At 56.2% G+C, this 24,142-nt stretch carries 21 protein-coding genes; 18 read left to right on the top strand and 3 right to left on the bottom strand.

Features of this window, described 5'->3' with window-relative positions:
• Nucleotides 1–27: 27 nt before the first annotated feature.
• The 3 genes from mupP to ACN1C3_RS27805 form a co-directional block, all read right to left on the bottom strand.
• Entirely contained in the window at nt 28–699 is a 672-nt protein-coding gene (mupP, locus tag ACN1C3_RS27795; protein WP_419118932.1) for an N-acetylmuramic acid 6-phosphate phosphatase MupP, read from the bottom strand.
• Between the two features lie 4 nt (nt 700–703).
• Nucleotides 704–1,402, bottom strand: a complete 699-nt coding sequence (gene ubiG / locus ACN1C3_RS27800; protein ID WP_419118933.1) for a bifunctional 2-polyprenyl-6-hydroxyphenol methylase/3-demethylubiquinol 3-O-methyltransferase UbiG — start codon at nt 1,400–1,402, stop codon at nt 704–706.
• 91 nt (nt 1,403–1,493) lie between these two features.
• A complete protein-coding gene (locus tag ACN1C3_RS27805; protein WP_419118934.1) occupies nt 1,494–2,825 on the bottom strand; it encodes a TRZ/ATZ family hydrolase in 1,332 nt (443 codons plus the stop codon).
• A 108-nt stretch (nt 2,826–2,933) separates the two neighbouring features.
• On the opposite strand from ACN1C3_RS27805, the gene mtnA reads away from it, so the two are divergent.
• From mtnA to ACN1C3_RS27895, 18 genes are all read left to right on the top strand, one after another.
• Nucleotides 2,934–4,010, top strand: a complete 1,077-nt coding sequence (gene mtnA, locus ACN1C3_RS27810) for an S-methyl-5-thioribose-1-phosphate isomerase (RefSeq protein WP_419118935.1) — start codon at nt 2,934–2,936, stop codon at nt 4,008–4,010.
• A gap of 391 nt (nt 4,011–4,401) precedes the next feature.
• Nucleotides 4,402–7,071, top strand: coding sequence for a DNA gyrase subunit A (gene gyrA, locus ACN1C3_RS27815; protein WP_419118936.1), 2,670 nt, complete (start codon nt 4,402–4,404; stop codon nt 7,069–7,071).
• Nucleotides 7,072–7,136: 65 nt separating this feature from the next.
• Nucleotides 7,137–8,222: a 3-phosphoserine/phosphohydroxythreonine transaminase gene (gene serC, locus ACN1C3_RS27820; RefSeq protein WP_419118937.1), complete on the top strand. Its 1,086-nt coding sequence runs from the start codon at nt 7,137–7,139 to the stop codon at nt 8,220–8,222.
• The gene (pheA, locus tag ACN1C3_RS27825; protein WP_419118938.1) at nt 8,222–9,316 is read left to right on the top strand and encodes a prephenate dehydratase; all 1,095 of its coding nucleotides are present in this window, start codon (nt 8,222–8,224) and stop codon (nt 9,314–9,316) included. The genes serC and pheA overlap by 1 nt, the downstream gene beginning before the upstream one ends.
• Before the next feature lie 10 nt (nt 9,317–9,326).
• Nucleotides 9,327–10,439, top strand: a complete 1,113-nt coding sequence (hisC, locus tag ACN1C3_RS27830) for a histidinol-phosphate transaminase (RefSeq protein ID WP_419118939.1) — start codon at nt 9,327–9,329, stop codon at nt 10,437–10,439.
• 28 nt (nt 10,440–10,467) lie between these two features.
• A complete protein-coding gene (locus ACN1C3_RS27835; protein WP_419118940.1) occupies nt 10,468–12,675 on the top strand; it encodes a bifunctional prephenate dehydrogenase/3-phosphoshikimate 1-carboxyvinyltransferase in 2,208 nt (735 codons plus the stop codon).
• Complete coding sequence (cmk, locus tag ACN1C3_RS27840) at nt 12,672–13,361, top strand: (d)CMP kinase (RefSeq protein ID WP_419118941.1); 690 nt, start codon at nt 12,672–12,674, stop codon at nt 13,359–13,361. The genes ACN1C3_RS27835 and cmk overlap by 4 nt, the downstream gene beginning before the upstream one ends.
• A gap of 123 nt (nt 13,362–13,484) precedes the next feature.
• On the top strand, nt 13,485–15,179 hold the full coding sequence (gene rpsA, locus ACN1C3_RS27845; RefSeq protein WP_419118942.1) for a 30S ribosomal protein S1: 1,695 nt from the start codon (nt 13,485–13,487) through the stop codon (nt 15,177–15,179).
• Nucleotides 15,180–15,420: 241 nt separating this feature from the next.
• Nucleotides 15,421–15,702, top strand: coding sequence for a hypothetical protein (locus ACN1C3_RS27850; protein WP_419118943.1), 282 nt, complete (start codon nt 15,421–15,423; stop codon nt 15,700–15,702).
• A gap of 191 nt (nt 15,703–15,893) precedes the next feature.
• A complete protein-coding gene (gene ihfB, locus ACN1C3_RS27855; RefSeq protein ID WP_419118944.1) occupies nt 15,894–16,190 on the top strand; it encodes an integration host factor subunit beta in 297 nt (98 codons plus the stop codon).
• Between the two features lie 24 nt (nt 16,191–16,214).
• Nucleotides 16,215–16,454, top strand: coding sequence for a LapA family protein (locus ACN1C3_RS27860; RefSeq protein ID WP_419118945.1), 240 nt, complete (start codon nt 16,215–16,217; stop codon nt 16,452–16,454).
• A 245-nt stretch (nt 16,455–16,699) separates the two neighbouring features.
• On the top strand, nt 16,700–17,776 hold the full coding sequence (rfbB, locus tag ACN1C3_RS27865) for a dTDP-glucose 4,6-dehydratase (RefSeq protein ID WP_419118946.1): 1,077 nt from the start codon (nt 16,700–16,702) through the stop codon (nt 17,774–17,776).
• Nucleotides 17,773–18,666, top strand: a complete 894-nt coding sequence (gene rfbD, locus ACN1C3_RS27870; protein ID WP_419118947.1) for a dTDP-4-dehydrorhamnose reductase — start codon at nt 17,773–17,775, stop codon at nt 18,664–18,666. Before rfbB ends, rfbD begins: the two co-directional genes overlap by 4 nt.
• The gene (gene rfbA, locus ACN1C3_RS27875; RefSeq protein ID WP_419118964.1) at nt 18,666–19,556 is read left to right on the top strand and encodes a glucose-1-phosphate thymidylyltransferase RfbA; all 891 of its coding nucleotides are present in this window, start codon (nt 18,666–18,668) and stop codon (nt 19,554–19,556) included. Before rfbD ends, rfbA begins: the two co-directional genes overlap by 1 nt.
• Before the next feature lie 55 nt (nt 19,557–19,611).
• On the top strand, nt 19,612–20,535 hold the full coding sequence (locus ACN1C3_RS27880; protein ID WP_419118948.1) for a glycosyltransferase: 924 nt from the start codon (nt 19,612–19,614) through the stop codon (nt 20,533–20,535).
• A complete protein-coding gene (locus ACN1C3_RS27885) occupies nt 20,532–21,494 on the top strand; it encodes a UDP-glucose 4-epimerase family protein (protein ID WP_419118949.1) in 963 nt (320 codons plus the stop codon). Before ACN1C3_RS27880 ends, ACN1C3_RS27885 begins: the two co-directional genes overlap by 4 nt.
• The gene (locus tag ACN1C3_RS27890) at nt 21,491–22,513 is read left to right on the top strand and encodes an MraY family glycosyltransferase (protein ID WP_419118950.1); all 1,023 of its coding nucleotides are present in this window, start codon (nt 21,491–21,493) and stop codon (nt 22,511–22,513) included. Before ACN1C3_RS27885 ends, ACN1C3_RS27890 begins: the two co-directional genes overlap by 4 nt.
• Nucleotides 22,514–22,875: 362 nt before the next feature.
• Entirely contained in the window at nt 22,876–23,976 is a 1,101-nt protein-coding gene (locus ACN1C3_RS27895; protein ID WP_419118951.1) for an acyltransferase family protein, read from the top strand.
• Nucleotides 23,977–24,142 lie beyond the last annotated feature (166 nt).

Below are 24,142 nucleotides of genomic sequence, written 5' to 3' on the forward strand. Positions count from 1 at the left end.
GCAGCCGGTGACGCTCCGCGTCACTCCTCAGCAGCCACACAACGCATTATCGAGAATCTTGCGCAACTCCAGCGGGTGATCGACCACCACATCGGCACCCCAATGCCTCGGATTGTCGTCTGGATGAATATAGCCATAGGTCACCGCGGCAGTTTTGGTGCCGGCGTCGCGGCCTGACTCGATATCGCGCAGGTCATCGCCAACAAACAGAACGCTGGCCGGATCCAGGTCTAGCATCTTACAGGCGAGGATCAGTGGCTCGGGATCAGGCTTGCTGTTCTTGACGTGATCCGGGCAAATCAGCAGGGCCGAACGCTTGGCCAACCCCAGTTGCTGCATGATCGGTTCGGCAAAGCGCAGCGGTTTATTGGTGACGACACCCCAGATCAGGTTGGCTTTTTCGATGTCTGCCAACAGTTCGGCCATTCCATCGAAAAGCTTGCTGTGAACCGCGCAGTCCTTCAGGTAGCGCTCCAGAAACTCCAGGCGCAGTTCCTCGAAGCCTGGTGATTCCGGGTCCATGGAAAAGGTCACGGCAACCATGGCACGCGCGCCGCCGGAGATCTCGTCGCGGATATGCTTGTCGGAAATCGGCGCCAGGCCGCGATCGGCGAGCATGCTCTGGCAGATGGCAATAAAGTCCGGTGCGGTGTCGAGCAGCGTGCCGTCCATGTCGAAAAGAACCGCTCTGATACGCATGGGCTTACTCCTCCCGCAGGGTCTGGATCATGTAGTTGACGTCAACGTCCGTGGCCAGCTTGTAGTGCTTGGTCAGTGGGTTGTAGGTCAGGCCAATGATGTCCTTGACTGTCAGGCCGGCCGAACGGCTCCAGGCGCCGAGCTCGGAAGGGCGGATGAATTTTTTGAAGTCGTGGGTGCCGCGCGGCAACAGCTTCATGATGTATTCGGCGCCAACAATCGCGAACAGGAACGCCTTTGGATTACGGTTGATGGTAGAGAAAAACACCTGGCCGCCGGGTTTGACCATGCGAAAGCAAGCGCGGATCACCGAAGAGGGGTCTGGCACGTGTTCGAGCATTTCCAGGCAGGTGACCACATCGAACTGCTCCGGCATTTCTTCGGCCAGGTCTTCGGCGGTGATCTGCCGGTACTCGACGCTGACGCCAGACTCCAGTTGATGCAATTGAGCCACGGCCAGCGGGGCTTCGCCCATGTCGATACCCATCACCGTTGCGCCGCGCTGGGCCATGGCTTCGCTGAGGATGCCGCCACCACAACCGACGTCGAGGACTTTTTTACCGGCCAGTTTTACCCGCTCGTCAATCCAGTTGACCCGCAACGGATTGATGTCGTGCAACGGTTTGAATTCACTTTCACGGTCCCACCAGCGATGGGCCAGGGCTTCGAATTTGGCGATTTCAGCGTGGTCGACGTTGCTCATGGGGCATCCTCTAAATCTGATTAATTCTGTGCTCGGCCTTGAACGTCAGCTCAAGGTTTTTCTATCTGTTTACAAAGACTATTCACAAAAACTATTCGCAATGGCCGCTGATGCGTTTGCCCCAGGCGATGGCGGTGGCGCAGAGCTGTTGTTCATCCAGGCGGGTCAGGCGCCGGTCGTCGAGCAATTGCTTGCCATCGACCCAAAGGTGTTTCACGCAATCCCGGCCGGTGGCATATATAAGCTGCGAGACCGGGTCGTAAACGGGTTGCTGCGCCAAGCCTGAGAGGTCGAAAGCCACCAGGTCAGCAGCCTTGCCGACTTCCAGTGAGCCGACTTCGGTGTCCAGTCCCAGTGCTCGTGCGCCGTTGAGCGTGGCCATGCGCAATGCGCGATGGGCATCCAGAGCGGTCGCCGAGCCAGCGACCGCCTTGGCCAAGAGTGCCGCTGTGCGGGTTTCGCCGAGCAGATCCAGGTCATTGTTACTGGCCGCACCATCGGTGCCGACCGCCACATTGACCCCGGCCTGCCACAACCGCTCGACCGGGCAGAAGCCGCTGGCCAGTTTCAGGTTCGATTCCGGGCAATGAATCACGCTGCTGTTACTTTCTACCAGCAAAGCCAGGTCTTCATCGCTGATTTGCGTCATATGTACGGCCTGGAAGCGCGGACCGAGCAAGCCCAGACGCCCCAGTCGGGCCATTGGCCGCTCGCCGCGCTGCTCGACGGATTGCTGTACTTCGAAGGCGGTTTCATGGACGTGCATATGAATCGAGGCATCCAGCTCCTCGGCAATGACCCGGATTTTCTCGAGGTTTTCGTCGCCGACGGTGTAGGGTGCATGGGGGCCGAAGGCGATTTTGATGCGCGGATGGTGCTTGAGGTCGCCGAACAGCTCGATGCCCTGACGGATAGCCTCATCAGCATCGCTTGCGCCGGGAATCGGGAAGTCGAGGATCGGGATGGCAATTTGCGCGCGAATACCGCTGTTATGTACGCGTTCACTGGCGACTTTCGGGAAAAAATACATGTCCGAGAAGCAGGTGATGCCGCCTTTGAGCTGTTCGGCGATGGCCAGATCAGTACCATCGCGAACAAAGTCCTCATCGACCCACTTGGCTTCGGCGGGCCAGATATGCTGCTCCAGCCAGGTCATCAGCGGCAAGTCATCGGCCAAGCCGCGAAACAGTGTCATCGCCGCATGCCCGTGAGCATTGATCAGGCCGGGGCTGAGCAACATGCCCGGCAGCTCGCGGACTTCAGTGGCGTTGAGTTTCAGGGCGTCGGCGCGCGGTCCGATGAACGCAATGCGGCCATCGCGGATACCCAAACCATGCTCTTTGAGGACCACGCCAGCGGGTTCGACAGGTACCAGCCAGGTTGGCAGCAATAGTAAGTCGAGCGCAGCGGCAGGGTTCGGCATCGAGGGTGGGTTCCAGTGCTTTTATAAAGGATGGCGAAGTATACCCGAGCGTCTTCGCAGGGGGATCGCTATAATCGGCGGCTTTTGTTCATGAGTACGGGGTGAGGCATGCGCGATCGACTGTTGGCAGCGGAGAAGGTGAAGGCCATCGATTGGCGGGATGACGCTCTGTACCTGCTTGATCAGCGCATTTTGCCATTCGAGGAAAACTGGATTGCCTATACCAGCGCTGCGGGTGTGGCAGAAGCCATTCGCTCGATGGTGGTGCGCGGTGCCCCGGCCATTGGCATCAGTGCCGCTTATGGTGTGGTGTTGGCGGCGCGCACGCGGTTCGCCGCTGGCGGTGACTGGCAAGCAGCCCTGGAAGAGGATTTTGCCTTGCTCGCGGATTCGCGGCCGACGGCGGTCAATCTATTCTGGGCGTTGAACCGCATGCGCGAGCGTCTTGAGCGCCTGAAGGAGCATACCGATCCGGTGGCGGTCCTTGAAGCAGAGGCCTTGGCCATTCATGAAAGCGATCGCGAAGCCAATTTGACCATGGCTCAGTTGGGTGTCGATCTGATCCGTAAGCATCAGGGCAATGCCCAGGCAATCCTGACCCATTGCAATACCGGCGCCTTGGCCACCGGCGGCTTCGGTACAGCGCTGGGGGTGATTCGTGGTGCATGGCTGGAAGGCATGGTGGAGCGGGTTTACGCCGATGAAACCCGGCCCTGGCTACAAGGTTCGCGACTGACTGCCTGGGAGCTGGCCAATGAAGGGATCCCTGTCACGCTGAACGCCGACTCGGCCGCTGCACACATCATGAAAACCAAGGGCGTGACTTGGGTGATCGTCGGTGCTGACCGGATTACCGCCAATGGCGATGTGGCGAACAAGATTGGTACTTACCAATTGGCGGTATGCGCCATGCACCACGGAGTGCGCTTCATGGTGGTGGCGCCGAGTTCGACCATCGACATGACGCTGGCCAGTGGTGACGATATCCCCATCGAAGAGCGTGAAGGCAGCGAACTGCTGGAAGTTGGTGGCAAGCGCGTCGGGGCTGATGTAGAAGCCTTCAATCCGGTATTCGACGTCACCCCGGCGGACCTGATCGACGCGATCATCACCGAAAAAGGCATTGTCGAGCGGCCCGATACCGCGAAAATGGCCCAGTTGATGTGTCGCAAGCGATTGCATTGAAGGTATTTGGTATCCGTTAGAGAGCTATCGCGAGCAGCCGGTCAACGCTCGATTGCTCGCGATTTGGTCCTTTCAGGCCATAAATAACCGTCATTGAGCCTTAAATTCTTCATTCAATAAGCCTCTAAGCCTCTCTCGTCCCCTATCAGGCTGTCACCGGTCAACTAACTATGCTCCATGCGCGTCTGGGGGATAGGTGCGTGGCGGCGATTGTGATAACATTCGGCGGTTTCCAAGGCAGTCCGATGTGGCTGCCTTTACTGCGCAGATCCATGGCATAACTCGTTGATTTGTCGTAAGTCGATGCATGGCACTTAGCCTGCGTCGACGAGCTTCGTTCGTCCCATATGGATGTGACGAAGTTTCACCAGAAAAAGGAATCAGGCTTCTCATGGGCGAACTGGCCAAAGAAATCATCCCGGTCAATATCGAAGACGAGATGAGGCAGTCCTACCTCGATTACGCAATGAGCGTAATTGTCGGGCGGGCACTGCCTGATGCGCGCGATGGCTTGAAGCCCGTGCACCGGCGCGTACTGTTCGCGATGAGCGAGCTGAGTAACGACTGGAACAAGCCGTACAAGAAATCTGCCCGTGTTGTCGGTGACGTGATCGGTAAGTATCACCCCCATGGTGACACTGCGGTGTACGACACCATCGTTCGTATGGCCCAGCCTTTTTCCCTGCGCTACCTGCTGGTAGACGGCCAGGGTAACTTCGGTTCGGTTGACGGCGACAACGCCGCGGCCATGCGATACACCGAAGTGCGCATGACCAAGCTGGCGCACGAGCTGCTGGCCGACCTGCATAAAGAAACCGTGGACTGGGTGCCGAACTACGACGGCACCGAAATGATTCCGGCGGTCATGCCGACCAAGATCCCCAACCTGCTGGTCAACGGCTCCAGCGGTATCGCCGTGGGCATGGCGACCAACATTCCGCCGCACAACCTCGGTGAAGTCATCGACGGTTGCCTGGCGCTCATCGACAACCCTGAGTTGACCATCGATGAGTTGATGCAATTCATCCCCGGCCCAGACTTCCCGACGGCCGCGATCATCAACGGTCGCGCCGGTATCATCGAAGCCTACCGTACCGGTCGCGGGCGCATTTACATGCGTGCCCGTTCGATCATCGAAGACATCGACAAGGTCGGTGGTCGTCAGCAGATCGTCATCACCGAACTCCCTTACCAGTTGAACAAGGCGCGTCTGATCGAGAAGATCGCCGAGCTGGTTAAAGAGAAGAAGCTCGAAGGTATCACCGAGCTGCGTGACGAGTCCGACAAGGACGGCATGCGCGTCGTGATCGAGCTGCGTCGTGGCGAAGTGCCTGAGGTGATCCTCAACAACCTCTACGCTCAGACTCAGCTGCAAAGCGTGTTCGGTATCAACATCGTTGCGCTGATCGACGGTCGTCCGCGGATCCTCAACCTGAAGGATCTGCTGGAAGCCTTCGTGCGTCACCGCCGCGAAGTCGTAACCCGTCGTACCGTGTTCGAGCTGCGTAAAGCCCGCGAGCGTGGCCACATACTTGAAGGTCAAGCGGTAGCCCTGTCGAACATCGACCCGGTCATCGCCCTGATCAAGGCTTCGCCAACGCCGTCGGAAGCCAAGGAAGCGCTGATCAGCACGCCTTGGGAGTCCAGCGCAGTGGTCGCGATGGTCGAGCGTGCCGGTGCTGATTCCTGCCGTCCGGACAACCTCGATCCGCAATACGGTCTGCGCGAAGGCAAGTACTTCCTTTCGCCAGAGCAGGCGCAAGCCATTCTTGAGCTGCGTCTGCATCGTCTGACTGGCCTGGAACACGAAAAACTGCTGGCCGAATACCAGGAAATCCTCAACCAGATCGGTGAGCTGATCCGCATCCTCAACAGCGCTGTGCGCCTGATGGAAGTGATCCGCGAGGAACTGGAAGTCATTCGTGCCGAGTACGGCGATGTGCGTCGCACCGAGATTCTCGATGCCCGTCTCGACCTGACCCTGGGTGATATGATCCCGGAAGAGGAGCGCGTCGTGACCATCTCCCACGGTGGCTATGCCAAGACCCAGCCATTGGCTGCGTACCAGGCTCAGCGTCGTGGCGGTAAAGGTAAATCGGCTACCGGCGTCAAGGATGAGGACTACATCGCTCACCTGCTGGTCGCCAACAGCCACACCACGCTGCTGCTGTTCTCCAGCAAGGGCAAGGTCTACTGGCTGAAAACCTACGAGATTCCGGAAGCATCCCGCGCTGCCCGTGGTCGTCCGTTGGTCAACCTGCTGCCGCTGGGTGAGGGTGAATACATCACCACCATGCTGCCGGTCGACGAATACACCGAAGGTCACTACATCTTCATGGCCACCGCTGACGGTACCGTGAAGAAGACCCCGCTGGAGCAATTCAGCCGTCAACGCAGCGTTGGCTTGATCGCGCTGGAGCTGGACGAAGGTGACGTACTGATTTCCGCCGCGATCACTGACGGCGAGCGCGAAGTCATGCTGTTCTCCGACGGCGGCAAGGTTACCCGCTTCAAAGAGTCCGATGTTCGCGCCATGGGTCGTACCGCTCGCGGTGTGCGTGGCATGCGTCTGCCGGAAGGTCAGAAGCTGATTTCCATGCTGATCCCGGAAGAAGGCAGCCAGATCCTCACCGCTTCGGCGCGTGGTTATGGCAAGCGTACGGCCATCAGCGAGTTCCCTGAGTACAAGCGTGGCGGTCAGGGCGTTATCGCCATGGTCAGCAACGATCGTAACGGCCGTCTGGTCGGTGCAGTCCAGGTGCTCGACGGCGAGGAAATTATGCTGATTTCCGACCAGGGCACGTTGGTTCGTACCCGCGTCGACGAAGTGTCCAGTCTCGGCCGCAACACTCAGGGCGTGACCCTGATCAAGCTGGCAAGCGACGAAACACTGGTCGGTCTGGAGCGCGTTCAGGAGCCATCCGAAGTCGAAGGCGAAGAGCTGGAAGGCGAGGAAGGCGCTGAGTTCGAAGGTGTTGTGCTGGATGCGGTTGTCGATCCGGACGATGCAGTCGAAAGCCAGCAGGCTGGCGCCGCAGACGAAGAAGAGTCGCAAGACTAAATGAAATCGTAGCAGGGCAGAGTGTTTGCTCTGTCCGCTACCGTGAATGCATAGCGAGAGTGGATGTGAGCAAACGAGCCTATAACTTCTGCGCGGGTCCTGCTGCGCTGCCTGAAGCTGTCCTGTTGCGTGCCCAGTCCGAGTTACTGGACTGGCACGGCAAGGGCCTGTCGGTCATGGAAATGAGCCATCGCAGTGATGAGTTCGTGTCCATCGCGACCAAGGCCGAGCAGGATCTGCGTGATCTGCTGGATATCCCCTCGAACTATAAAGTGCTGTTTCTGCAAGGCGGCGCCAGTCAGCAATTTGCTCAGATTCCTCTGAATCTGTTGCCGGAAACTGGCAAAGCCGACTATATCGACACCGGTATCTGGTCGCAGAAAGCCATTGAAGAAGCTTCGCGCTTTGGCACCGTCAATGTGGCGGCAACGGCCAGGCCTTACGATTATTTCGCAATTCCCGGTCAGAACGAATGGAAGCTGTCGCAAGACGCGGCCTACGTGCACTACGCGCCGAACGAAACCATTGGCGGCCTGGAATTCAGCTGGATCCCGGAAACCGGTGATGTTCCGCTGGTCGCAGACATGTCTTCGGACATCCTGTCCCGTCCTGTGGATGTCTCGCGTTTCGGCATGATCTACGCCGGCGCACAGAAAAACATCGGCCCGAGCGGCATCGTCGTCAACATCGTTCGCGAAGACCTGCTGGGTCGTGCCCGTTCAATCTGCCCGACCATGCTCGACTACAAAGTCGCGGCCGACAACGGCTCCATGTACAACACTCCGCCAACCTTGGCCTGGTACCTGTCCGGTCTGGTCTTCGAATGGTTGAAAGAGCAAGGTGGCGTAGAAGCCATCGGCAAGCTCAACGACATCAAGCAGCGCACGCTGTATGGCTTCATCGATGCCAGCGGCCTGTATAGCAACCCGATCAACAAGACTGATCGTTCGTGGATGAACGTACCGTTCCGTCTGGCTGACGATCGTCTCGACAAGCCGTTCCTGGCGGGTGCCGAGGAGCGCGGTCTGTTGAACCTCAAGGGTCACCGTTCGGTAGGTGGCATGCGCGCCTCTATCTACAACGCCGTCGACATTACCGCGGTCAACGCGCTGGTGGCGTACATGGCAGAGTTCGAGAAGGAACACGGCTAATGTCTGAGCAAGAACTCAAGGCACTGCGCCTGCGCATTGACAGCCTGGACGAGAAAATCCTCGAGCTGATCAGTGAGCGTGCGCGCTGCGCCCAGGAAGTCGCGCGAGTAAAGATGGCTTCACTGGCCGAAGGCGAAGTGCCGGTGTTCTATCGTCCTGAGCGCGAAGCTCAGGTGCTCAAGAAAGTCATGGAACGCAATAAAGGTCCGTTGGGCAACGAAGAAATGGCGCGCCTGTTTCGCGAAATCATGTCTTCGTGCCTGGCGCTGGAGCAGCCGCTGAAAGTGGCTTATCTCGGCCCGGAAGGCACCTTCACTCAAGCAGCCGCCATGAAGCACTTTGGTCATGCCGTGATCAGCAAGCCGATGGCGGCGATTGACGAAGTGTTCCGTGAAGTGGCTGCCGGTGCGGTGAATTTTGGTGTGGTCCCGGTGGAAAACTCCACTGAGGGTGCGGTCAACCACACCCTCGACAGCTTCCTCGAGCACGACATGGTGATCTGTGGCGAAGTCGAGCTACGTATCCACCATCACCTGTTGGTCGGTGAAAACACCAAGACTGACAGCATCAGCCGCATCTATTCCCACGCCCAGTCCCTGGCTCAGTGCCGCAAGTGGCTGGATGCCCATTACCCGAATGTCGAGCGCGTGGCGGTTTCCAGCAACGCCGAAGCAGCCAAGCGGGTCAAGGGTGAGTGGAACTCGGCAGCCATTGCTGGTGATATGGCGGCAGGCTTGTACGGCCTGACTCGTCTGGCCGAAAAAATCGAGGACCGCCCGGACAATTCCACGCGTTTCTTGATGATTGGCAGCCAGGAAGTGCCACCGACCGGCGACGACAAGACCTCTATCATCGTCTCCATGAGCAACAAGCCCGGTGCGCTACACGAGCTGCTGGTTCCGTTCCACGACAATGGCATCGACCTGACGCGGATCGAAACCCGGCCTTCGCGCAGTGGCAAATGGACCTATGTGTTCTTCATCGACTTCGTCGGCCATCACCGTGATCCGTTGATCAAGGCTGTGCTGGAGAAGATCAGTCAGGAAGCAGTGGCACTCAAAGTGCTGGGTTCCTACCCGAAAGCGGTTCTCTGAGGCTTTAATAATGAGTGGTGACTTCCTCGCTCTGGCACAGCCGGGCGTGCAACAGCTTTCGCCTTACGTCCCAGGCAAACCCGTGGACGAACTGGCTCGCGAGCTGAATATAGATCCGGCAAAAATCGTCAAACTGGCGAGCAATGAAAACCCGTTGGGTGCCAGTCCTAAAGCCTTGGCGGCGATTCGCGAAGAGCTGGTCGAGCTGACCCGTTATCCGGATGGCAACGGCTTTGCCCTCAAGAGTTTGTTGGCCGAGCAGTGCCGTGTGCAGCTCGATCAGGTGACTTTGGGTAACGGTTCCAATGACATTCTGGAGCTGGTCGCCCGTGCCTATCTGGCGCCCGGTCTGAATGCGGTGTTCAGTGAGCATGCGTTCGCCGTCTATCCGATCGTCACCCAGGCCGTGGGTGCCGAGGCGCGGGTGATCCCGGCCAAAGACTGGGGTCACGATTTACCGGCGATGCTCGAAGCCATCGACAGCAATACCCGCGTGGTCTTCATTGCCAATCCGAACAACCCGACCGGCACCTGGTTCGGTGCCGAGGCATTGGACGAATTCCTTCAGGATGTGCCCGAGCAGGTGCTGGTGGTACTCGATGAAGCCTATATCGAATATGCCGAAGGAAGCGATCTTCCAGATGGTCTGGATTTCCTCGCGGCTTACCCGAATCTGCTGGTCTCGCGGACGTTCTCCAAGGCTTATGGTCTGGCCGCGTTGCGTGTCGGTTATGGCCTGTCCACGGCAGTCGTCGCCGATGTGCTGAACCGCGTGCGTCAGCCGTTCAACGTCAACAGCCTGGCTTTGGCTGCGGCCTGTGCTGCTCTGCAGGACGCCGAATATCTGGCCGAAAGCCGTCGCTTGAACGAATCCGGCATGCATCAGCTGGAAGCGGGCTTTCGCGAGTTGGGCCTGAGCTGGATTCCGTCCAAAGGCAACTTCATTGCGGTCGATCTGGGTCGCGTCGCGGCACCGGTGTTCCAGGGTCTGCTGCATGAAGGTGTGATCGTGCGTCCGGTGGCCAACTACGGCATGCCGAATCACCTGCGCATCACCATCGGTTTGCCGGCTGAAAACAGCCGCTTCCTCGAGGCGCTGGCCAAGGTTCTGGCTCGTGGTTGATGTCATTGCAGTGCAACCTGCAGTGCCTATGATCGGTCGCCTAGTGGTGGTCGGTCTGGGGCTTATCGGTGGTTCCTTTGCCAAAGGCTTGCGCGAAAGTGGCCTGTGCCGCGAGGTAGTGGGCGTCGATCTTGATCCGCAATCGCGCAAGCTGGCGGTTGAGCTGGGTGTGGTGGATCGCTGCGAAGAAGACCTTGCTGTCGCTTGCATCGGTGCCGACGTCATTCAGTTGGCAGTGCCAATTCTGGCGATGGAAAAATTGCTGGCCGTTTTGGCGGGCATGGACCTGGGGCGGGCGATTCTGACGGATGTGGGCAGCGCTAAAGGCAATGTGGTGCGCGCTGCGAGCGAGGCATTCGGTGGCATGCCGGCGCGTTTCGTGCCGGGTCATCCGATTGCCGGTTCCGAACAGAGTGGGGTGGAAGCCTCCGATGCGCAGTTGTTCCGTCGACACAAAGTGATTCTGACTCCGCTGGAGCAGACCGATCCGGCTGCGCTGGCAATAGTCGACAGGCTGTGGCGCGAGTTGGGTGCGGATGTCGAGCACATGCAGGTCGAGCGTCATGATGAAGTGCTGGCGGCTACAAGCCATTTACCGCACTTACTGGCATTCGGTTTGGTCGATTCGTTGGCCAAGCGAAGTGAAAATCTTGAGATCTTCCGTTACGCTGCGGGCGGTTTCCGCGATTTCACAAGAATCGCTGGCAGTGACCCGGTCATGTGGCACGACATCTTCCTCGCCAATCGCGAAGCTGTTCTGCGCACACTCGATACATTTCGCAGCGATCTCGACGCCTTGCGCGACGCGGTCGATGCAGGGGACGGGCACCAACTGTTGGGCGTTTTTACACGCGCCCGGGTTGCCCGCGAGCATTTCAGTAAAATCCTGGCCCGCCGGGCCTATGTGGACGCTATGAACTCCAACGACCTGATTTTCCTGGCTAATCCTGGTGGCCGCCTGACTGGGCGGATTCGTGTACCAGGCGACAAATCGATTTCCCACCGTTCAATCATGCTCGGCTCCCTCGCTGAGGGCACCACTGAAGTCGAAGGTTTCCTCGAGGGCGAAGATGCCTTGGCGACGCTGCAGGCTTTCCGTGACATGGGTGTTGTGATCGAAGGTCCGCACCATGGCCGCGTGACCATTCACGGCGTCGGCCTGCACGGCTTGAAGCCCGCTCCGGGTCCGATCTACTTGGGTAACTCCGGTACATCGATGCGCCTGCTGTCGGGTTTGCTGGCGGCTCAGAGCTTCGACAGCACCTTGACCGGTGACGCTTCGCTGTCCAAGCGGCCGATGAACCGTGTGGCCAATCCGCTGCGCGAAATGGGCGCAGTCATCGAGACGGCCGAAGACGGTCGTCCACCGATGACCATTCGCGGTGGTAATAAGCTCAAAGGCCTGACCTACACCATGCCGATGGCCAGTGCTCAGGTGAAATCCTGCTTGCTGTTGGCTGGTCTGTACGCCGATGGCAAAACCACTGTCACCGAGCCGGCTCCGACTCGCGACCATACCGAGCGTATGTTGCGTGGTTTCGGCTACCCGGTCACCGTGAATGGCGCTACGGCTTCGGTCGAGTCCGGGCACAAACTGACGGCGACCCATATTGAAGTCCCGGGGGATATTTCCTCGTCTGCATTCTTCCTGGTCGCAGCGTCGATTGCCGAAGGCTCTGAATTGGTGCTTGAGCACGTCGGTATCAACCCGACCCGTACCGGCGTGATCGATATTTTGCGTCTGATGGGCGCTGATATCACTCTGGAAAACCAGCGTGAAGTCGGCGGCGAGCCTGTGGCTGATCTGCGTGTGCGTGCGGCTAAACTGAAGGGTATCGAGATCCCGGAGGAGCTGGTTCCGTTGGCCATCGACGAATTCCCTGTGCTGTTCGTGGCTGCCGCCTGTGCCCACGGGCGCACAGTACTGCGTGGCGCAGAAGAGCTGCGCGTCAAAGAGTCGGATCGTATTCAAGTGATGGCCGATGGTTTGCTGGCGCTGGGCGTCAAATGCGAGCCGACCCCGGACGGCATCATCATCGATGGTGGTCAGATCGGTGGTGGTGAAGTGCATGGTCATGGCGATCACCGCATTGCTATGGCGTTCAGCGTTGCGTCGTTGCGGGCAAGCGCTCCAATCCGTATCCATGACTGCGCCAACGTCGCGACGTCTTTCCCTAACTTCCTCGCGTTGTGCGCGCAAGTTGGTATCCGCGTTGCGCAAGAGGTTCAGTCGTGATCGTCAAAGCACCTGTCATTACCATCGATGGGCCGAGCGGTTCGGGTAAAGGCACCATCGCGGGTATCCTGGCCAAGCGTCTGGACTGGTGTCTGCTCGATTCCGGTGCGCTGTACCGCGTGTTGGCATTTGCTGCGCGTAATCACGGGGTCGACCTGACCAATGAGGAGTCGCTGAAATTGCTCGCGGCTCATCTCGACGTGCAGTTCGTCGCGGCGACCGAAGGTCATCCGCAGCGGATTATCCTCGAAGGTGATGACGTCACCGACGACTTGCGCAACGAACAAGTCGGCGCCTGGGCTTCTCAGGTAGCCGCGCTGCCAGCGGTGCGGGATGCTTTGCTGCAGCGTCAGCGGGCGTTCCAGGAGCTTCCGGGTCTGGTGGCTGATGGCCGGGACATGGGCACGGTAGTGTTCCCCGATGCGCCGCTGAAGATTTTTCTGACCGCCAGCGCCGAGGAACGTGCACGTCGCCGTTACTTGCAGTTGAAGGCCAAAGGCGATGATGTTAGTCTGTCGAGTCTGCTAGATGAGATACGTGTGCGCGATGAGCGCGACACCCAGCGAGCGGTAGCCCCGCTCAAGCCGGCGGCTGACGCCATACAGCTGGATTCCACGGAATTGTCCATCGAACAGGTGCTGGAACGCATCATGAGCGAGATCGCCATTCGCGATATCGCCGGGTGACCAAGAAATTCTGCAGGGGACACCAGGCATAGTCCTGCGGTTTTTCTTTTATATGAACGTAACCCACATCGTCTGGGATGTGGCAGATGGGCGTATTCTTCGCCCTTATCAACAGGAATTAAAATGAGCGAAAGCTTTGCAGAACTCTTTGAAGAAAGCCTAAAAACCCTGAACCTTCAGGCAGGCTCCATCATCACCGCAGTCATCGTTGATATCGATTACCAAGCTGGTTGGGTAACCGTTCACGCTGGTTTGAAGTCTGAAGGCCTCATTCCGCTGGAACAGTTCCACAACGACGCTGGCGAACTGAACATCAACATTGGTGATGAAGTTCACGTTGCGCTGGACGCGGTCGAAGACGGCTTTGGCGAAACCAAACTGTCCCGTGAAAAAGCCAAGCGCGCTGAATGCTGGATTGTTCTGGAAGCAGCCTTCGCAGCCGAAGAAGTGGTCAAGGGCGTTATCAACGGTAAGGTTAAAGGCGGCTTCACTGTCGACGTTAACGGCATCCGTGCGTTCCTGCCAGGTTCTCTGGTTGACGTCCGTCCAGTGCGCGACACCACGCACCTGGAAGGCAAAGAGCTCGAATTCAAGGTCATCAAACTCGACCAGAAACGCAACAACGTTGTCGTTTCCCGTCGTAGCGTCCTCGAAGCCGAGAACTCCGCTGAGCGCGAAGCTCTGCTGGAATCCTTGCAGGAAGGTCAGCAAGTCAAAGGTATCGTCAAAAACCTCACCGATTACGGCGCATTCGTCGATCTGGGTGGCGTCGATGGCCTGCTGCACATTACCGACATGGCTTGGAAGCGTATCAAGCATCCTTCCGAAATCGTCAACGTTGGCGACGAGATCGATGTCAAGGTTCTGAAGTACGATCGCGAACGCAATCGTGTTTCCCTGGGCTTGAAGCAGCTGGGCGAAGATCCATGGGTCGCTATCAAAGCTCGTTACCCAGAAAGCACTCGCGTAACCGCGCGTGTAACCAACCTGACCGACTACGGCTGCTTCGCTGAGCTGGAAGAAGGCGTGGAAGGCCTGGTACACGTTTCCGAAATGGACTGGACCAACAAGAACATCCACCCTTCGAAAGTCGTACAAGTCGGCGACGAAGTGGAAGTTATGGTTCTGGACATCGACGAAGAGCGTCGTCGTATCTCCCTCGGCATCAAGCAGTGCAAATCTAACCCATGGGAAGATTTCTCTGGCCAGTTCAACAAGGGCGATAAAATCTCCGGCACCATCAAGTCGATCACCGATTTCGGTATCTTCATTGGTCTGGACGGCGGCATCGACGGCCTGGTTCACCTGTCCGACATCTCCTGGAACGAAGTGGGCGAAGAAGCCGTACGTCGCTTCAAGAAGGGCGACGAGCTCGACACCGTCATCCTGTCTGTTGATCCAGAGCGTGAGCGTATCTCCCTGGGTATCAAGCAGCTGGAAAGCGATCCGTTCTCCGAGTACGTTCAAGAGAACGACAAAGGCGCAATCGTTAAGGGTATCGTGAAAGAAGTTGACGCCAAAGGCGCCATCATCACCCTCGCTACCGATATCGAAGCTACTCTGAAAGCCTCCGAAATCAGCCGTGACCGCATCGAAGATGCACGTAACGTTCTGAAAGAAGGCGAAGAAGTTGAAGCCAAGATCATCAGCGTTGACCGCAAGAGCCGTGTAATCCAGCTGTCCATCAAGTCGAAAGACGTTGAAGACGAGAAAGAAGCTATCCAGAGCCTGCGCGAGAAGCCAGCTACTTCGGATATCGCTGCTGGTCCTACCACTCTGGGCGACCTGTTGCGTGCACAAATGGAAAAACAGAACTAAGTTCTGTCGGACCATAGAAAAAGGGCGACTTCGGTCGCCCTTTTTTGTGCCTGCGATTTGACCTGCAACTCGCGCTGTATACAAAACCCCGTAGGAGCTGCCGCAGGCTGCGATCTTTTGATCTTTTGGGGGTTCGCTCAATGCGTCCTGCGAACTGTTCAATCGTCTATTCAGGGTTAGGCTAGGCTTTGACTTGAAGCAAGCGACTGCAGGGTGGGGGCACCCCCGCACAAGGAGGGGAATGAACAAGCTCATTTTTATAATGGCAGTGCTGGTTCTTGCAGGATGTACAACCAGCGCCAAAACTCACGTGGTGCGTGGAGTTAGTGGCATAGAGATCGATTGTTCGGGGCTCGGCTCGGGCTGGGATAAATGCTACAAGCGCGCCACTCGCGAGTGTAAGGCGCAAGGCTACAAGGTTGTCGCCAAGTCCAGCGATGTGAAGGAGAGCGCCGAGGACTATCCATTTGGCTGGAATCCGGCGGGCCTCCTTTCGCGTTCCATGCTGGTTATCTGCCGATGAGCAGCGCAGGTTCGGCGCTACCTGAATGCAAAGCTAAAACTTTTGGCCTCTGTAAATGTCGTAACTCTTGGCCTGTACGGGCTATCTCAAGCGCGGTGCAGATAAGTCAATACATGGGCTGTTCAAAATCCTCCGAGCATGCTAAAACCTTTGAAGCGCTGATCTAGCTGCTTGAAAAAGAAGGGAAAAATATGACGAAGTCGGAGTTGATCGAACGAATTGTCACCCATCAAGGGCTGCTGTCATCCAAGGATGTCGAGCTGGCCATCAAGACCATGCTTGAGCAAATGTCCCAGTGCCTGGCTACCGGTGATCGTATCGAAATCCGTGGCTTTGGCAGCTTCTCTTTGCACTACCGCGCACCGCGCGTAGGTCGCAATCCAAAAACCGGTCAGTCCGTCAGCCTTGACGGCAAATTCGTTCCCCACTTCAAGCCGGGCAAAGAGCTCCGGGATCGGGTGAATGAGGATGAGGAGGACGAGATTTGATAGCGTCTGCTCAAGGAGCAATTCATGCGTAGTTTGAAGCGTGTGCTCCTCCTGGTAGCTGTTCTCTTGCTAGTGCTGGCGATTCTGGCTTTTGTGCTTGAGAACCAACAATCAGTTTCCTTGCTGTTCCTGGGCTGGGCTGGGCCGCAGTTGCCTGTATCAGTTGTCACCGTAGCTGCGCTGTTGATAGGGATGCTGATTGGGCCTTCGATCGGCTGGTTTGTCAGTCGCACCTCACGAGCGCGACGCAAGCGCTTGGTTTGATTGCGACCAGGGCAGGATGCCCCTCAAGTTTTCACGCGTTGTCTGTCTATATCCGTTAGTAAATCCGTCTTTAAACTGTAAAATGCTACGTCTGTCTGAAAAACCGGAGATTTCATAGGAATCTCGATAGCGGCACGGGCGGATCACTCGTCAGAGGCTACGGCTAATACGATAGCTTTTGCATTTATGGTTTAGACAGCGCTCGGTATGCAGCCTTGTCAGCAACTCAAGGGTATGGTTTTCGCGTGAAAATTCTAGTAACCGGCGGCGCCGGGTTTATCGGCTCTGCAGTCATTCGTCATATCATTTCCAATACTACTGACTCCGTAGTAAACCTCGATAAGCTTACTTACGCGGGTAACCTTGAGTCTGTGGCAGAAGCTGCTCAGAGTGAGCGCTATGTTTTCGAGCGCGTGGATATCTGCGACCGGGATCAGGTGGATCGCGTCCTGCGCGAGCACCAGCCCGATACGATCATGCACCTCGCGGCTGAATCCCACGTCGATCGCTCGATCTCCGGTCCTTCCGAGTTCATCCAAACCAATATTATCGGTACTTACACTTTGTTAGAGGCTGCTCGCCACTATTGGAGTGCCATGGATGATGAGCGTAAAGCCAATTTTCGCTTCCACCATATTTCTACCGATGAAGTCTACGGAGACCTCGAAGGTCCGGAAGACCTCTTCACTGAAACAACGCCCTACCAGCCAAGCTCGCCGTACTCGGCCAGCAAGGCCAGTTCTGATCACCTGGTTCGTGCCTGGAGCCGTACTTACGGCTTGCCTACACTGGTCACCAACTGCTCGAACAACTACGGTCCTTGCCACTTCCCGGAGAAGCTGATCCCGCTGATCATTCTCAACGCGCTGGAAGGCAAGCCGTTGCCGGTCTATGGAAAAGGCAATCAGGTTCGCGACTGGCTCTACGTCGAAGACCATGCACGAGCCCTGTACAAAGTCGTGACCGAAGGCGTCATCGGCGAGACCTACAACATTGGCGGTCACAACGAAAAGCAGAATATTGAAGTGGTGCATACCCTTTGCGCGCTGCTTGATGAGCTGCGTCCGGACTCCGTGCATCGCCCACATGCAAGCTTGATCACCTATGTTCAAGATCGCCCGGGTCACGATCAGCGCTATGCAATCGATGCCAGCAAAATCCAGCGTGAGTTGGGTTGGGTGCCTGAAGAGACATTCGAAACCGGAATCCGCAAAACCGTCGAGTGGTACCTCAACAACACTGAATGGGTTGCACACGTGAAAAGTGGCAGCTATCAACAGTGGATTGATAAAAACTATGCCGATCGCTCAGGCAAAGCATGAAAATCCTACTGCTTGGAAAGAACGGGCAGGTTGGCTGGGAACTGCAGCGTTCACTTTCGCCACTCGGCGAGGTGATCGCTTTGGACCGTCATGCGGTCGATGGGCTATGCGGTGACTTGTCCGATCTTGACGCGCTGCGTGCAACGATTCGTCAGGTCAAACCCGATGTGATCGTCAACGCTGCGGCTTACACGGCGGTGGATAAAGCCGAATCAGAGCCTGAGCTCGCAACGCGCGTAAATGCTCTGGCGAGCCAGGTCATGGCCGAGGAAGCGTTGTCCCTGGATGCCTGGCTGATTCACTACTCGACGGACTACGTGTTCAGCGGCAGCGGGCAAAAGCCATGGCAAGAAGATGACGCAGTTGCGCCAGTGAATCATTACGGTGCGAGTAAACTTGCTGGCGAGCAGGCCATTACCGCTTCGGGCTGCAAGCACCTGATCTTTCGCACCAGTTGGGTCTATGGCGCCCGCGGTAACAACTTTGCCAAGACCATGTTGCGTTTGGCCAAGGACCGGGAAACTTTGAGCGTTATTGCTGATCAGATCGGCGCACCCACTGGTGCAGATCTGATCGCAGACGTTACAGCGTTGGCGATTCCAAAGATCGTTGATCGTCCTGGCCTGGTGGGCGTGTATCACTTGGCGGCCGCCGGCGAAGTCTCGTGGCACGGCTATGCTAGTCATGTAATAAATTTTGCGCGGGCCAATGGTGAGCAGTTAGCCGTGGTTGAGATTACTCCCATAGACACGGTGGCTTATCCGACACCCGCCCGCCGGCCTCTGAATTCCCGAATGAATACTCAGAAGCTGCGTGACAGTTTTTCTCTGCATCTGCCGGATTGGCAAAGTGGCGTAACCCGAATGCTTATGGAAGTTCTCAATAAATGATCAACACGACAAATCGCAAAGGCATCATCCTCGCAGGCGGCTCGGGTACGCGTTTGCATCCGTTGACACTGGGTGTGTCGAAGCAAATGCTGCCCATCTACGACAAGCCGATGATTTTTTATCCGCTGTCAGTACTGATGCTCGCGGGTATGCGTGAGATTTTGATCATCTCCACTCCTGAAGATTTGCCGTGCTTCCGCAAGCTGCTGGGTGATGGCAGTTTGTACGGTATTCAGCTGACTTATGCCGAGCAGCCAAGCCCGGACGGCTTGGCCCAAGCCTTTATCATCGGCGAAGAGTTCATCGGTAAGGATCCATGCTGTCTGATCCTGGGCGATAACATCTTCTACGGTCAGCACTTCTCGGATAATCTGCGCTCTGCCACTACCCAACAACACGGCGCTACAGTGTTCGGTTACCACGTTTCAGATCCTGAGCGTTTTGGCGTGGTTGAGTTCGACGCCTCGGGTCGTGCCCTGAGCATCGAAGAAAAGCCGCTCAAGCCAAAATCCAGCTACGCAGTGACCGGCCTGTATTTCTACGACAACCAGGTCGTCGATATCGCCAAGAACATCAAGCCTTCTGAGCGCGGCGAGCTGGAAATTACCGACGTCAACCGTGCCTATCTCGAGCAAAAGACTTTGAATGTCGAAATGCTCGGTCGCGGCTTCGCCTGGCTCGACACCGGTACCCACGATTCGCTGCTTGAAGCCAGTCACTTTGTGCACACCATCGAGCAGCGCCAGGGTTTGAAAGTGGCTTGCCTGGAAGAGATCGCCTATCACAACGGCTGGATCACTGCCGAGCAGTTGGGCGCTCAAGCTGATGCTCTGAAGAAGACCGGCTACGGTCAGTACCTGCAGAAACTGTTGGACTCGCCTTCCCGCTGAGACGACCGCGTTACCTTCTGGACGGCAACGTTCGAACCGTTTAAGCAGGATTGGCATGCCAGTAAAACGTCCTAAAATTGCAGTTTTGCTGGCTGCCTACAATGGAATGCAATGGATCGAAGAGCAGCTTGCCTCGATCCTCAACCAGCAATCAGTCGATGTGACAGTTTATATCAGCGTCGATCCTTCAACGGATGACACCGAGGCTTGGTGCGCCGCATATGCCGCTGATCACGCTCGCGTGGTATTGCTACCAGCCGCCGGCACCTTCGGCGGCGCTTCACGTAATTTTTTCCGGTTGATCCGTGATGTCGATTTCGACGGCTATGACTTCATTGCCTTTGCCGATCAGGATGACGTTTGGCACGCTGACAAACTCGAGCGGGCGATACGGGTCCTGAATACCGGCAAATATACGGCTTATTCGAGCAACGTCACCGCCTTCTGGCCAAATGGCAGAACCCAGTTACTGGATAAGGCGCAGCCACAGGTTACCTGGGACTTCCTGTTCGAGGCGGCCGGGCCTGGCTGCACTTACGTGTTTGGCAAAAGTCTGGCGGCATCGTTGAAGGCGTCCATACTCGCCAATTGGCAGCAACTGCAGGAAGTCAGCTTGCATGACTGGTACTGCTACGCCTTTGCACGTAGCCATGGCTACACGTGGTTCATCGATCCGCTTCCGACGATGCAATACCGCCAGCATGAGCGTAATCAAGTGGGGGCCAATACTGGAATAAACCCATTGATCGCACGCTACAAAACCATTCACGACGGCTGGTGGTTCTCTCAAGTCCGGCTCATCACATGCCTGGTTGGGCAAAGCAGCGATCCCTTTGTCCAAGACTGGCTGCGCTTGGGGCGCAGGCAATTATTAAAGCTCTCATTGAGTGCCTGGAAATGCCGGCGTCGTGTGCGCGACAAGGTGTTCTTCTTTTGTATTTGCTGCGCCACGGCGGTGATCGGGAATAAAGCTGAATGACAGACCCTAAGGTTTTGGTCACAGGGGCAAGCGGGTTTGTTGGCGAAGCGCTGGTCTTCAGGCTGTTGTTGGACAAGAAGTTCACCCCAATCGCGGCTGCTCGCGGTGCAACGCGGCTGCATGGTTTGTGCCCCGTTGTACCTTTCGATTTGACCGACGCCAAGGCCTTGCCCACGCTAAATGATGTACGCGTGGTCATCCACGCCGCTGCCCGAGTGCACGTGATGAATGAAACCGCCATGGACGCCTTGGCCGAGTTTCGCAAAGTCAATGTAGAAGGCACCCTCAGGCTGGCGCAGCGCGCCGCCGAATCGGGGGTAAAACGCTTCATCTTCATCAGTTCGATCAAGGTCAACGGTGAAAGCACCATCCCAGGCAAACCGTTCAAAGCCGATGATCGTCCGGCCCCGGTTGATCCTTATGGTGTGTCCAAGCACGAAGCCGAAGAAGCGTTGAAGCAACTCGGTCACGAGACTGGTATGGAGGTGGTAATCATCCGCCCACCATTGGTCTATGGGCCGGGGGTCAAAGCCAACTTCCTGAGCATGTTGAGTTGGCTCAATAAAGGTATCCCTTTGCCATTTGGCGCGATTCGTAACCAGCGGAGCTTGGTGGCTATCGGAAACCTGGTAGACCTGATAGTCACCTGCATCGATCATCCTGCTGCGGCGAACAACACTTTCCTGGTCAGCGACGGTGAAGATTTATCCACAACCCAGTTGCTGCGACGATTGGCCCGGGCTTTGGGTAAAAATGCTCGACTGCTGCCACTACCTGAGGGGCTATTGAAGCTGGCAGCTTCAGCACTGAGCAAGCAAGCCGTGGCCCAGCGCATCTGCGGGTCGTTGCAGGTCGATATCAGTAAGAGCCGCGAGTTATTGGGGTGGACCCCCCCCATCAATATGGACACAGCCATGCGTCAGACCGCTGGCCATTACTTGGATAAGCAAACGAAATGACTTTTTGGTGGGTGCTACTCACGGTATTCGCTGTTTCCTGGGCATTGACGCTCGTCTTGCGCCGTTATGCCCTAGCCCAGAGCTTGATGGACATACCCAACGAACGCAGTTCCCACACAGTCCCTACACCTCGCGGTGGAGGCGTAGCCATTGTTGTCACCTTTGTGCTGGCGCTTCCCATTCTTACTGGCCTCGACCTGCTGAGCTATGCCGCATTGTATGGGCTGCTGGGCTCCGGCCTGCTCGTCGCGGTCATTGGTTTCACCGACGACCATGGGCATATCGCTGCCAGATGGCGGCTACTGGGGCACTTCATCGCGGCTGCGTGGGCACTGTTCTGGTTAAACGGCCTTCCACCAATACCGCTCTTTGGTGTCATGGTTGATCTTGGATGGTTTGGTGATGTTCTGGCCTTGGTTTATTTGGTGTGGATGCTTAACCTCTATAACTTCATGGACGGCATTGATGGTTTGGCCAGTGCTGAAGCGATCAGTGTCTGCTTGGGAATGTGTCTGGTTTATTGGCTTAGCGGAACCGTTGAACTGATTTGGGCTCCGCTGATTCTGGCGGCTGCTGTGGCGGGTTTTCTTTGCTGGAACTTCCCTCCTGCACGAATTTTCATGGGCGATGCCGGGAGTGGTTTCTTGGGAATCATTCTGGGTGTGTTGGCCGTTGATGCGGGGGGCGCATCATCGGAATTGCTTTGGAGTTGGCTGATTCTGCTTGGGGTGTTTATTGTCGATTCGACGTGGACGCTTGCCAGGCGGCTGTTGAACGGCGACAAGGTTTACGAGGCCCATCGTAGTCATGCTTATCAATATGCCTCTCGACACTATCGAAGCCATAAGGCAGTGGTGCTTGCTGTCATTGGGATGAATACTCTCTGGTTGTTGCCTTTGGCCGTTGCTGTAGGGAAGGGGCTTGTTCCCGGGGTCACAGGGCTGATTGTTGGCTATGCCCCGTTGATGTTGATTGCATGCAAATTCAGGGCAGGAGCGCGGGAAGGAAAGTGTCCATAGCAGATGATCTGCAGCGCGCCTCAGCGTTTTCGGGATTTTGGTGAGTGAGGGTACCGAGTGCCGACGAGATGCGGCGGCATCAGGGGCAGGGTGGATCGTGGGTGTCGGTGGCAGATGATGTTATGATTCGCGACTGCTGACGGCGGGGCTTTCATTAGCCCGAGCCAGGGTGCGACGAGAGGCTGGGTTAAATGTCACTTTCCGTTTTTCCCCCAGCCAGGTACGAGACCGGAACGTTGTGGTAAACCTGTTGCCAGGGCCATCACAATGATGGCGATGTGTAATGAAATATTGCTTTATTGTTGTAGATGAAAATTAGTAGAAATACTGCTCAAGTTTAATCAGAGTTGGAGCGGGAATAAATGCTACATAAGGATAATAATTTAAACTTACTACGGTTGGTAGCCGCGCTGATGGTTCTTTATGCGCATTCCTTTGCATTCTACGGTAATGCGCCGGCTGGGTTTCTCGGTCTCACCTCTTATGGTGGGCTCGGTATCGATATATTCTTTATTATCAGTGGCTATTTAATTGTCAAAAGTTGGGATTTTAATCCGTCTGCTGGTAGTTTTTTGATCAAAAGATCGTTGCGAATATTTCCAGCGCTGATGGTTGTTGTTCTTGTCAGCATGTTTTTTCTCGGGCCGATTTTTTCTACCCTAACCGTGAAAGAATATTTTTCACATCCGCAATTTTCGTCCTATTTTAGAAATATTATTCTAAGCCCGGTATTTTATTTGCCGGGAGTATTGGAGTACTCGAGAGTTCCTAATGCGGTCAATGGATCGTTGTGGAGCCTGCCGGTCGAATTCTTCATGTATTTGGTAGTGATGGGGCTTGGGTTGCTCTTCAACGGCGGGCGTTTAATATACACCGCCGTCACTGCATTGTTCGCTCTGGTTGTGGTTTTTTGGTGCTGGAGAGATGCTCCTTTAGTGGTTGTCTACGGTACTGATGTAAGAAATATTTTTCTAACGGGCATCTATTTCATGATAGGTGCGTGTTACGCAAAGTGGAGGCTTGAGCGGTGGTTCAGTCTTTCCGGTGTATGTGTATTGGTTATGGCGACCATTCTGCTGGCGCCGTACTCGATAATTTCAAAATTTCTGCTATGGCTCGTATTGCCTTATGTCGTTCTGGCGTACGGCCTTTCCAGAAGCCGGTTGGGAAGCTGGGTGAACAGAGTGGGTGACTGCTCCTATGGTGTTTACATCTATGCGTTCCCGGTGCAGCAGTTCGTGCTGCTTAAATTCCCTGATATTGCATACTCGACCTATCTGTTTGTTACGGTGTTAATTACGCTGGTTCTGGGATACGGCTCTTGGCACTTGGTTGAAAAAAGGATTCTGAAATTCAAGCCAAAGGACAAAGCCAGGCTCGTCCCGGATAGCGTTGATGCAAATGCGGTGTTCAGTCCTGTTGTCAGTGAGAAACTCAAGTCGTTGAGTTCGGACAGTCGATGAATTTTATGGTGTTGCGCTGATGGTCAGAGGTGGCTGTCTGAAGCTCATGGCGCAATGAGATGAACTACTGTTCATTGATAGTGACTTCATATAGGTACAATATTGATGCGCATTCATAATAATGGTCGGTTTTTGCGAAATGGCTCAATTTACGTGAGCGCTGAAG

It is taken from the genome of Pseudomonas sp. H11T01 (assembly GCF_048515765.1).
Lineage (GTDB): Bacteria > Pseudomonadota > Gammaproteobacteria > Pseudomonadales > Pseudomonadaceae > Aquipseudomonas.

What these genes read in the sequence shown, in the direction of transcription:
- mupP (WP_419118932.1), bottom strand. Translation starts at nt 699, where the DNA reads ATGCGTATCAGAGCGGTTCTTTTCGACATGGACGGCACGCTGCTCGAC.
- ubiG (WP_419118933.1), bottom strand. Translation starts at nt 1,402, where the DNA reads ATGAGCAACGTCGACCACGCTGAAATCGCCAAATTCGAAGCCCTGGCC.
- ACN1C3_RS27805 (WP_419118934.1), bottom strand. Translation starts at nt 2,825, where the DNA reads ATGCCGAACCCTGCCGCTGCGCTCGACTTACTATTGCTGCCAACCTGG.
- mtnA (WP_419118935.1), top strand. Translation starts at nt 2,934, where the DNA reads ATGCGCGATCGACTGTTGGCAGCGGAGAAGGTGAAGGCCATCGATTGG.
- gyrA (WP_419118936.1), top strand. Translation starts at nt 4,402, where the DNA reads ATGGGCGAACTGGCCAAAGAAATCATCCCGGTCAATATCGAAGACGAG.
- pheA (WP_419118938.1), top strand. Translation starts at nt 8,222, where the DNA reads ATGTCTGAGCAAGAACTCAAGGCACTGCGCCTGCGCATTGACAGCCTG.
- hisC (WP_419118939.1), top strand. Translation starts at nt 9,327, where the DNA reads ATGAGTGGTGACTTCCTCGCTCTGGCACAGCCGGGCGTGCAACAGCTT.
- ACN1C3_RS27835 (WP_419118940.1), top strand. Translation starts at nt 10,468, where the DNA reads ATGATCGGTCGCCTAGTGGTGGTCGGTCTGGGGCTTATCGGTGGTTCC.
- rpsA (WP_419118942.1), top strand. Translation starts at nt 13,485, where the DNA reads ATGAGCGAAAGCTTTGCAGAACTCTTTGAAGAAAGCCTAAAAACCCTG.
- ACN1C3_RS27850 (WP_419118943.1), top strand. Translation starts at nt 15,421, where the DNA reads ATGAACAAGCTCATTTTTATAATGGCAGTGCTGGTTCTTGCAGGATGT.
- ihfB (WP_419118944.1), top strand. Translation starts at nt 15,894, where the DNA reads ATGACGAAGTCGGAGTTGATCGAACGAATTGTCACCCATCAAGGGCTG.
- ACN1C3_RS27860 (WP_419118945.1), top strand. Translation starts at nt 16,215, where the DNA reads ATGCGTAGTTTGAAGCGTGTGCTCCTCCTGGTAGCTGTTCTCTTGCTA.
- rfbD (WP_419118947.1), top strand. Translation starts at nt 17,773, where the DNA reads ATGAAAATCCTACTGCTTGGAAAGAACGGGCAGGTTGGCTGGGAACTG.
- ACN1C3_RS27880 (WP_419118948.1), top strand. Translation starts at nt 19,612, where the DNA reads ATGCCAGTAAAACGTCCTAAAATTGCAGTTTTGCTGGCTGCCTACAAT.
- ACN1C3_RS27885 (WP_419118949.1), top strand. Translation starts at nt 20,532, where the DNA reads ATGACAGACCCTAAGGTTTTGGTCACAGGGGCAAGCGGGTTTGTTGGC.
- ACN1C3_RS27890 (WP_419118950.1), top strand. Translation starts at nt 21,491, where the DNA reads ATGACTTTTTGGTGGGTGCTACTCACGGTATTCGCTGTTTCCTGGGCA.
- ACN1C3_RS27895 (WP_419118951.1), top strand. Translation starts at nt 22,876, where the DNA reads ATGCTACATAAGGATAATAATTTAAACTTACTACGGTTGGTAGCCGCG.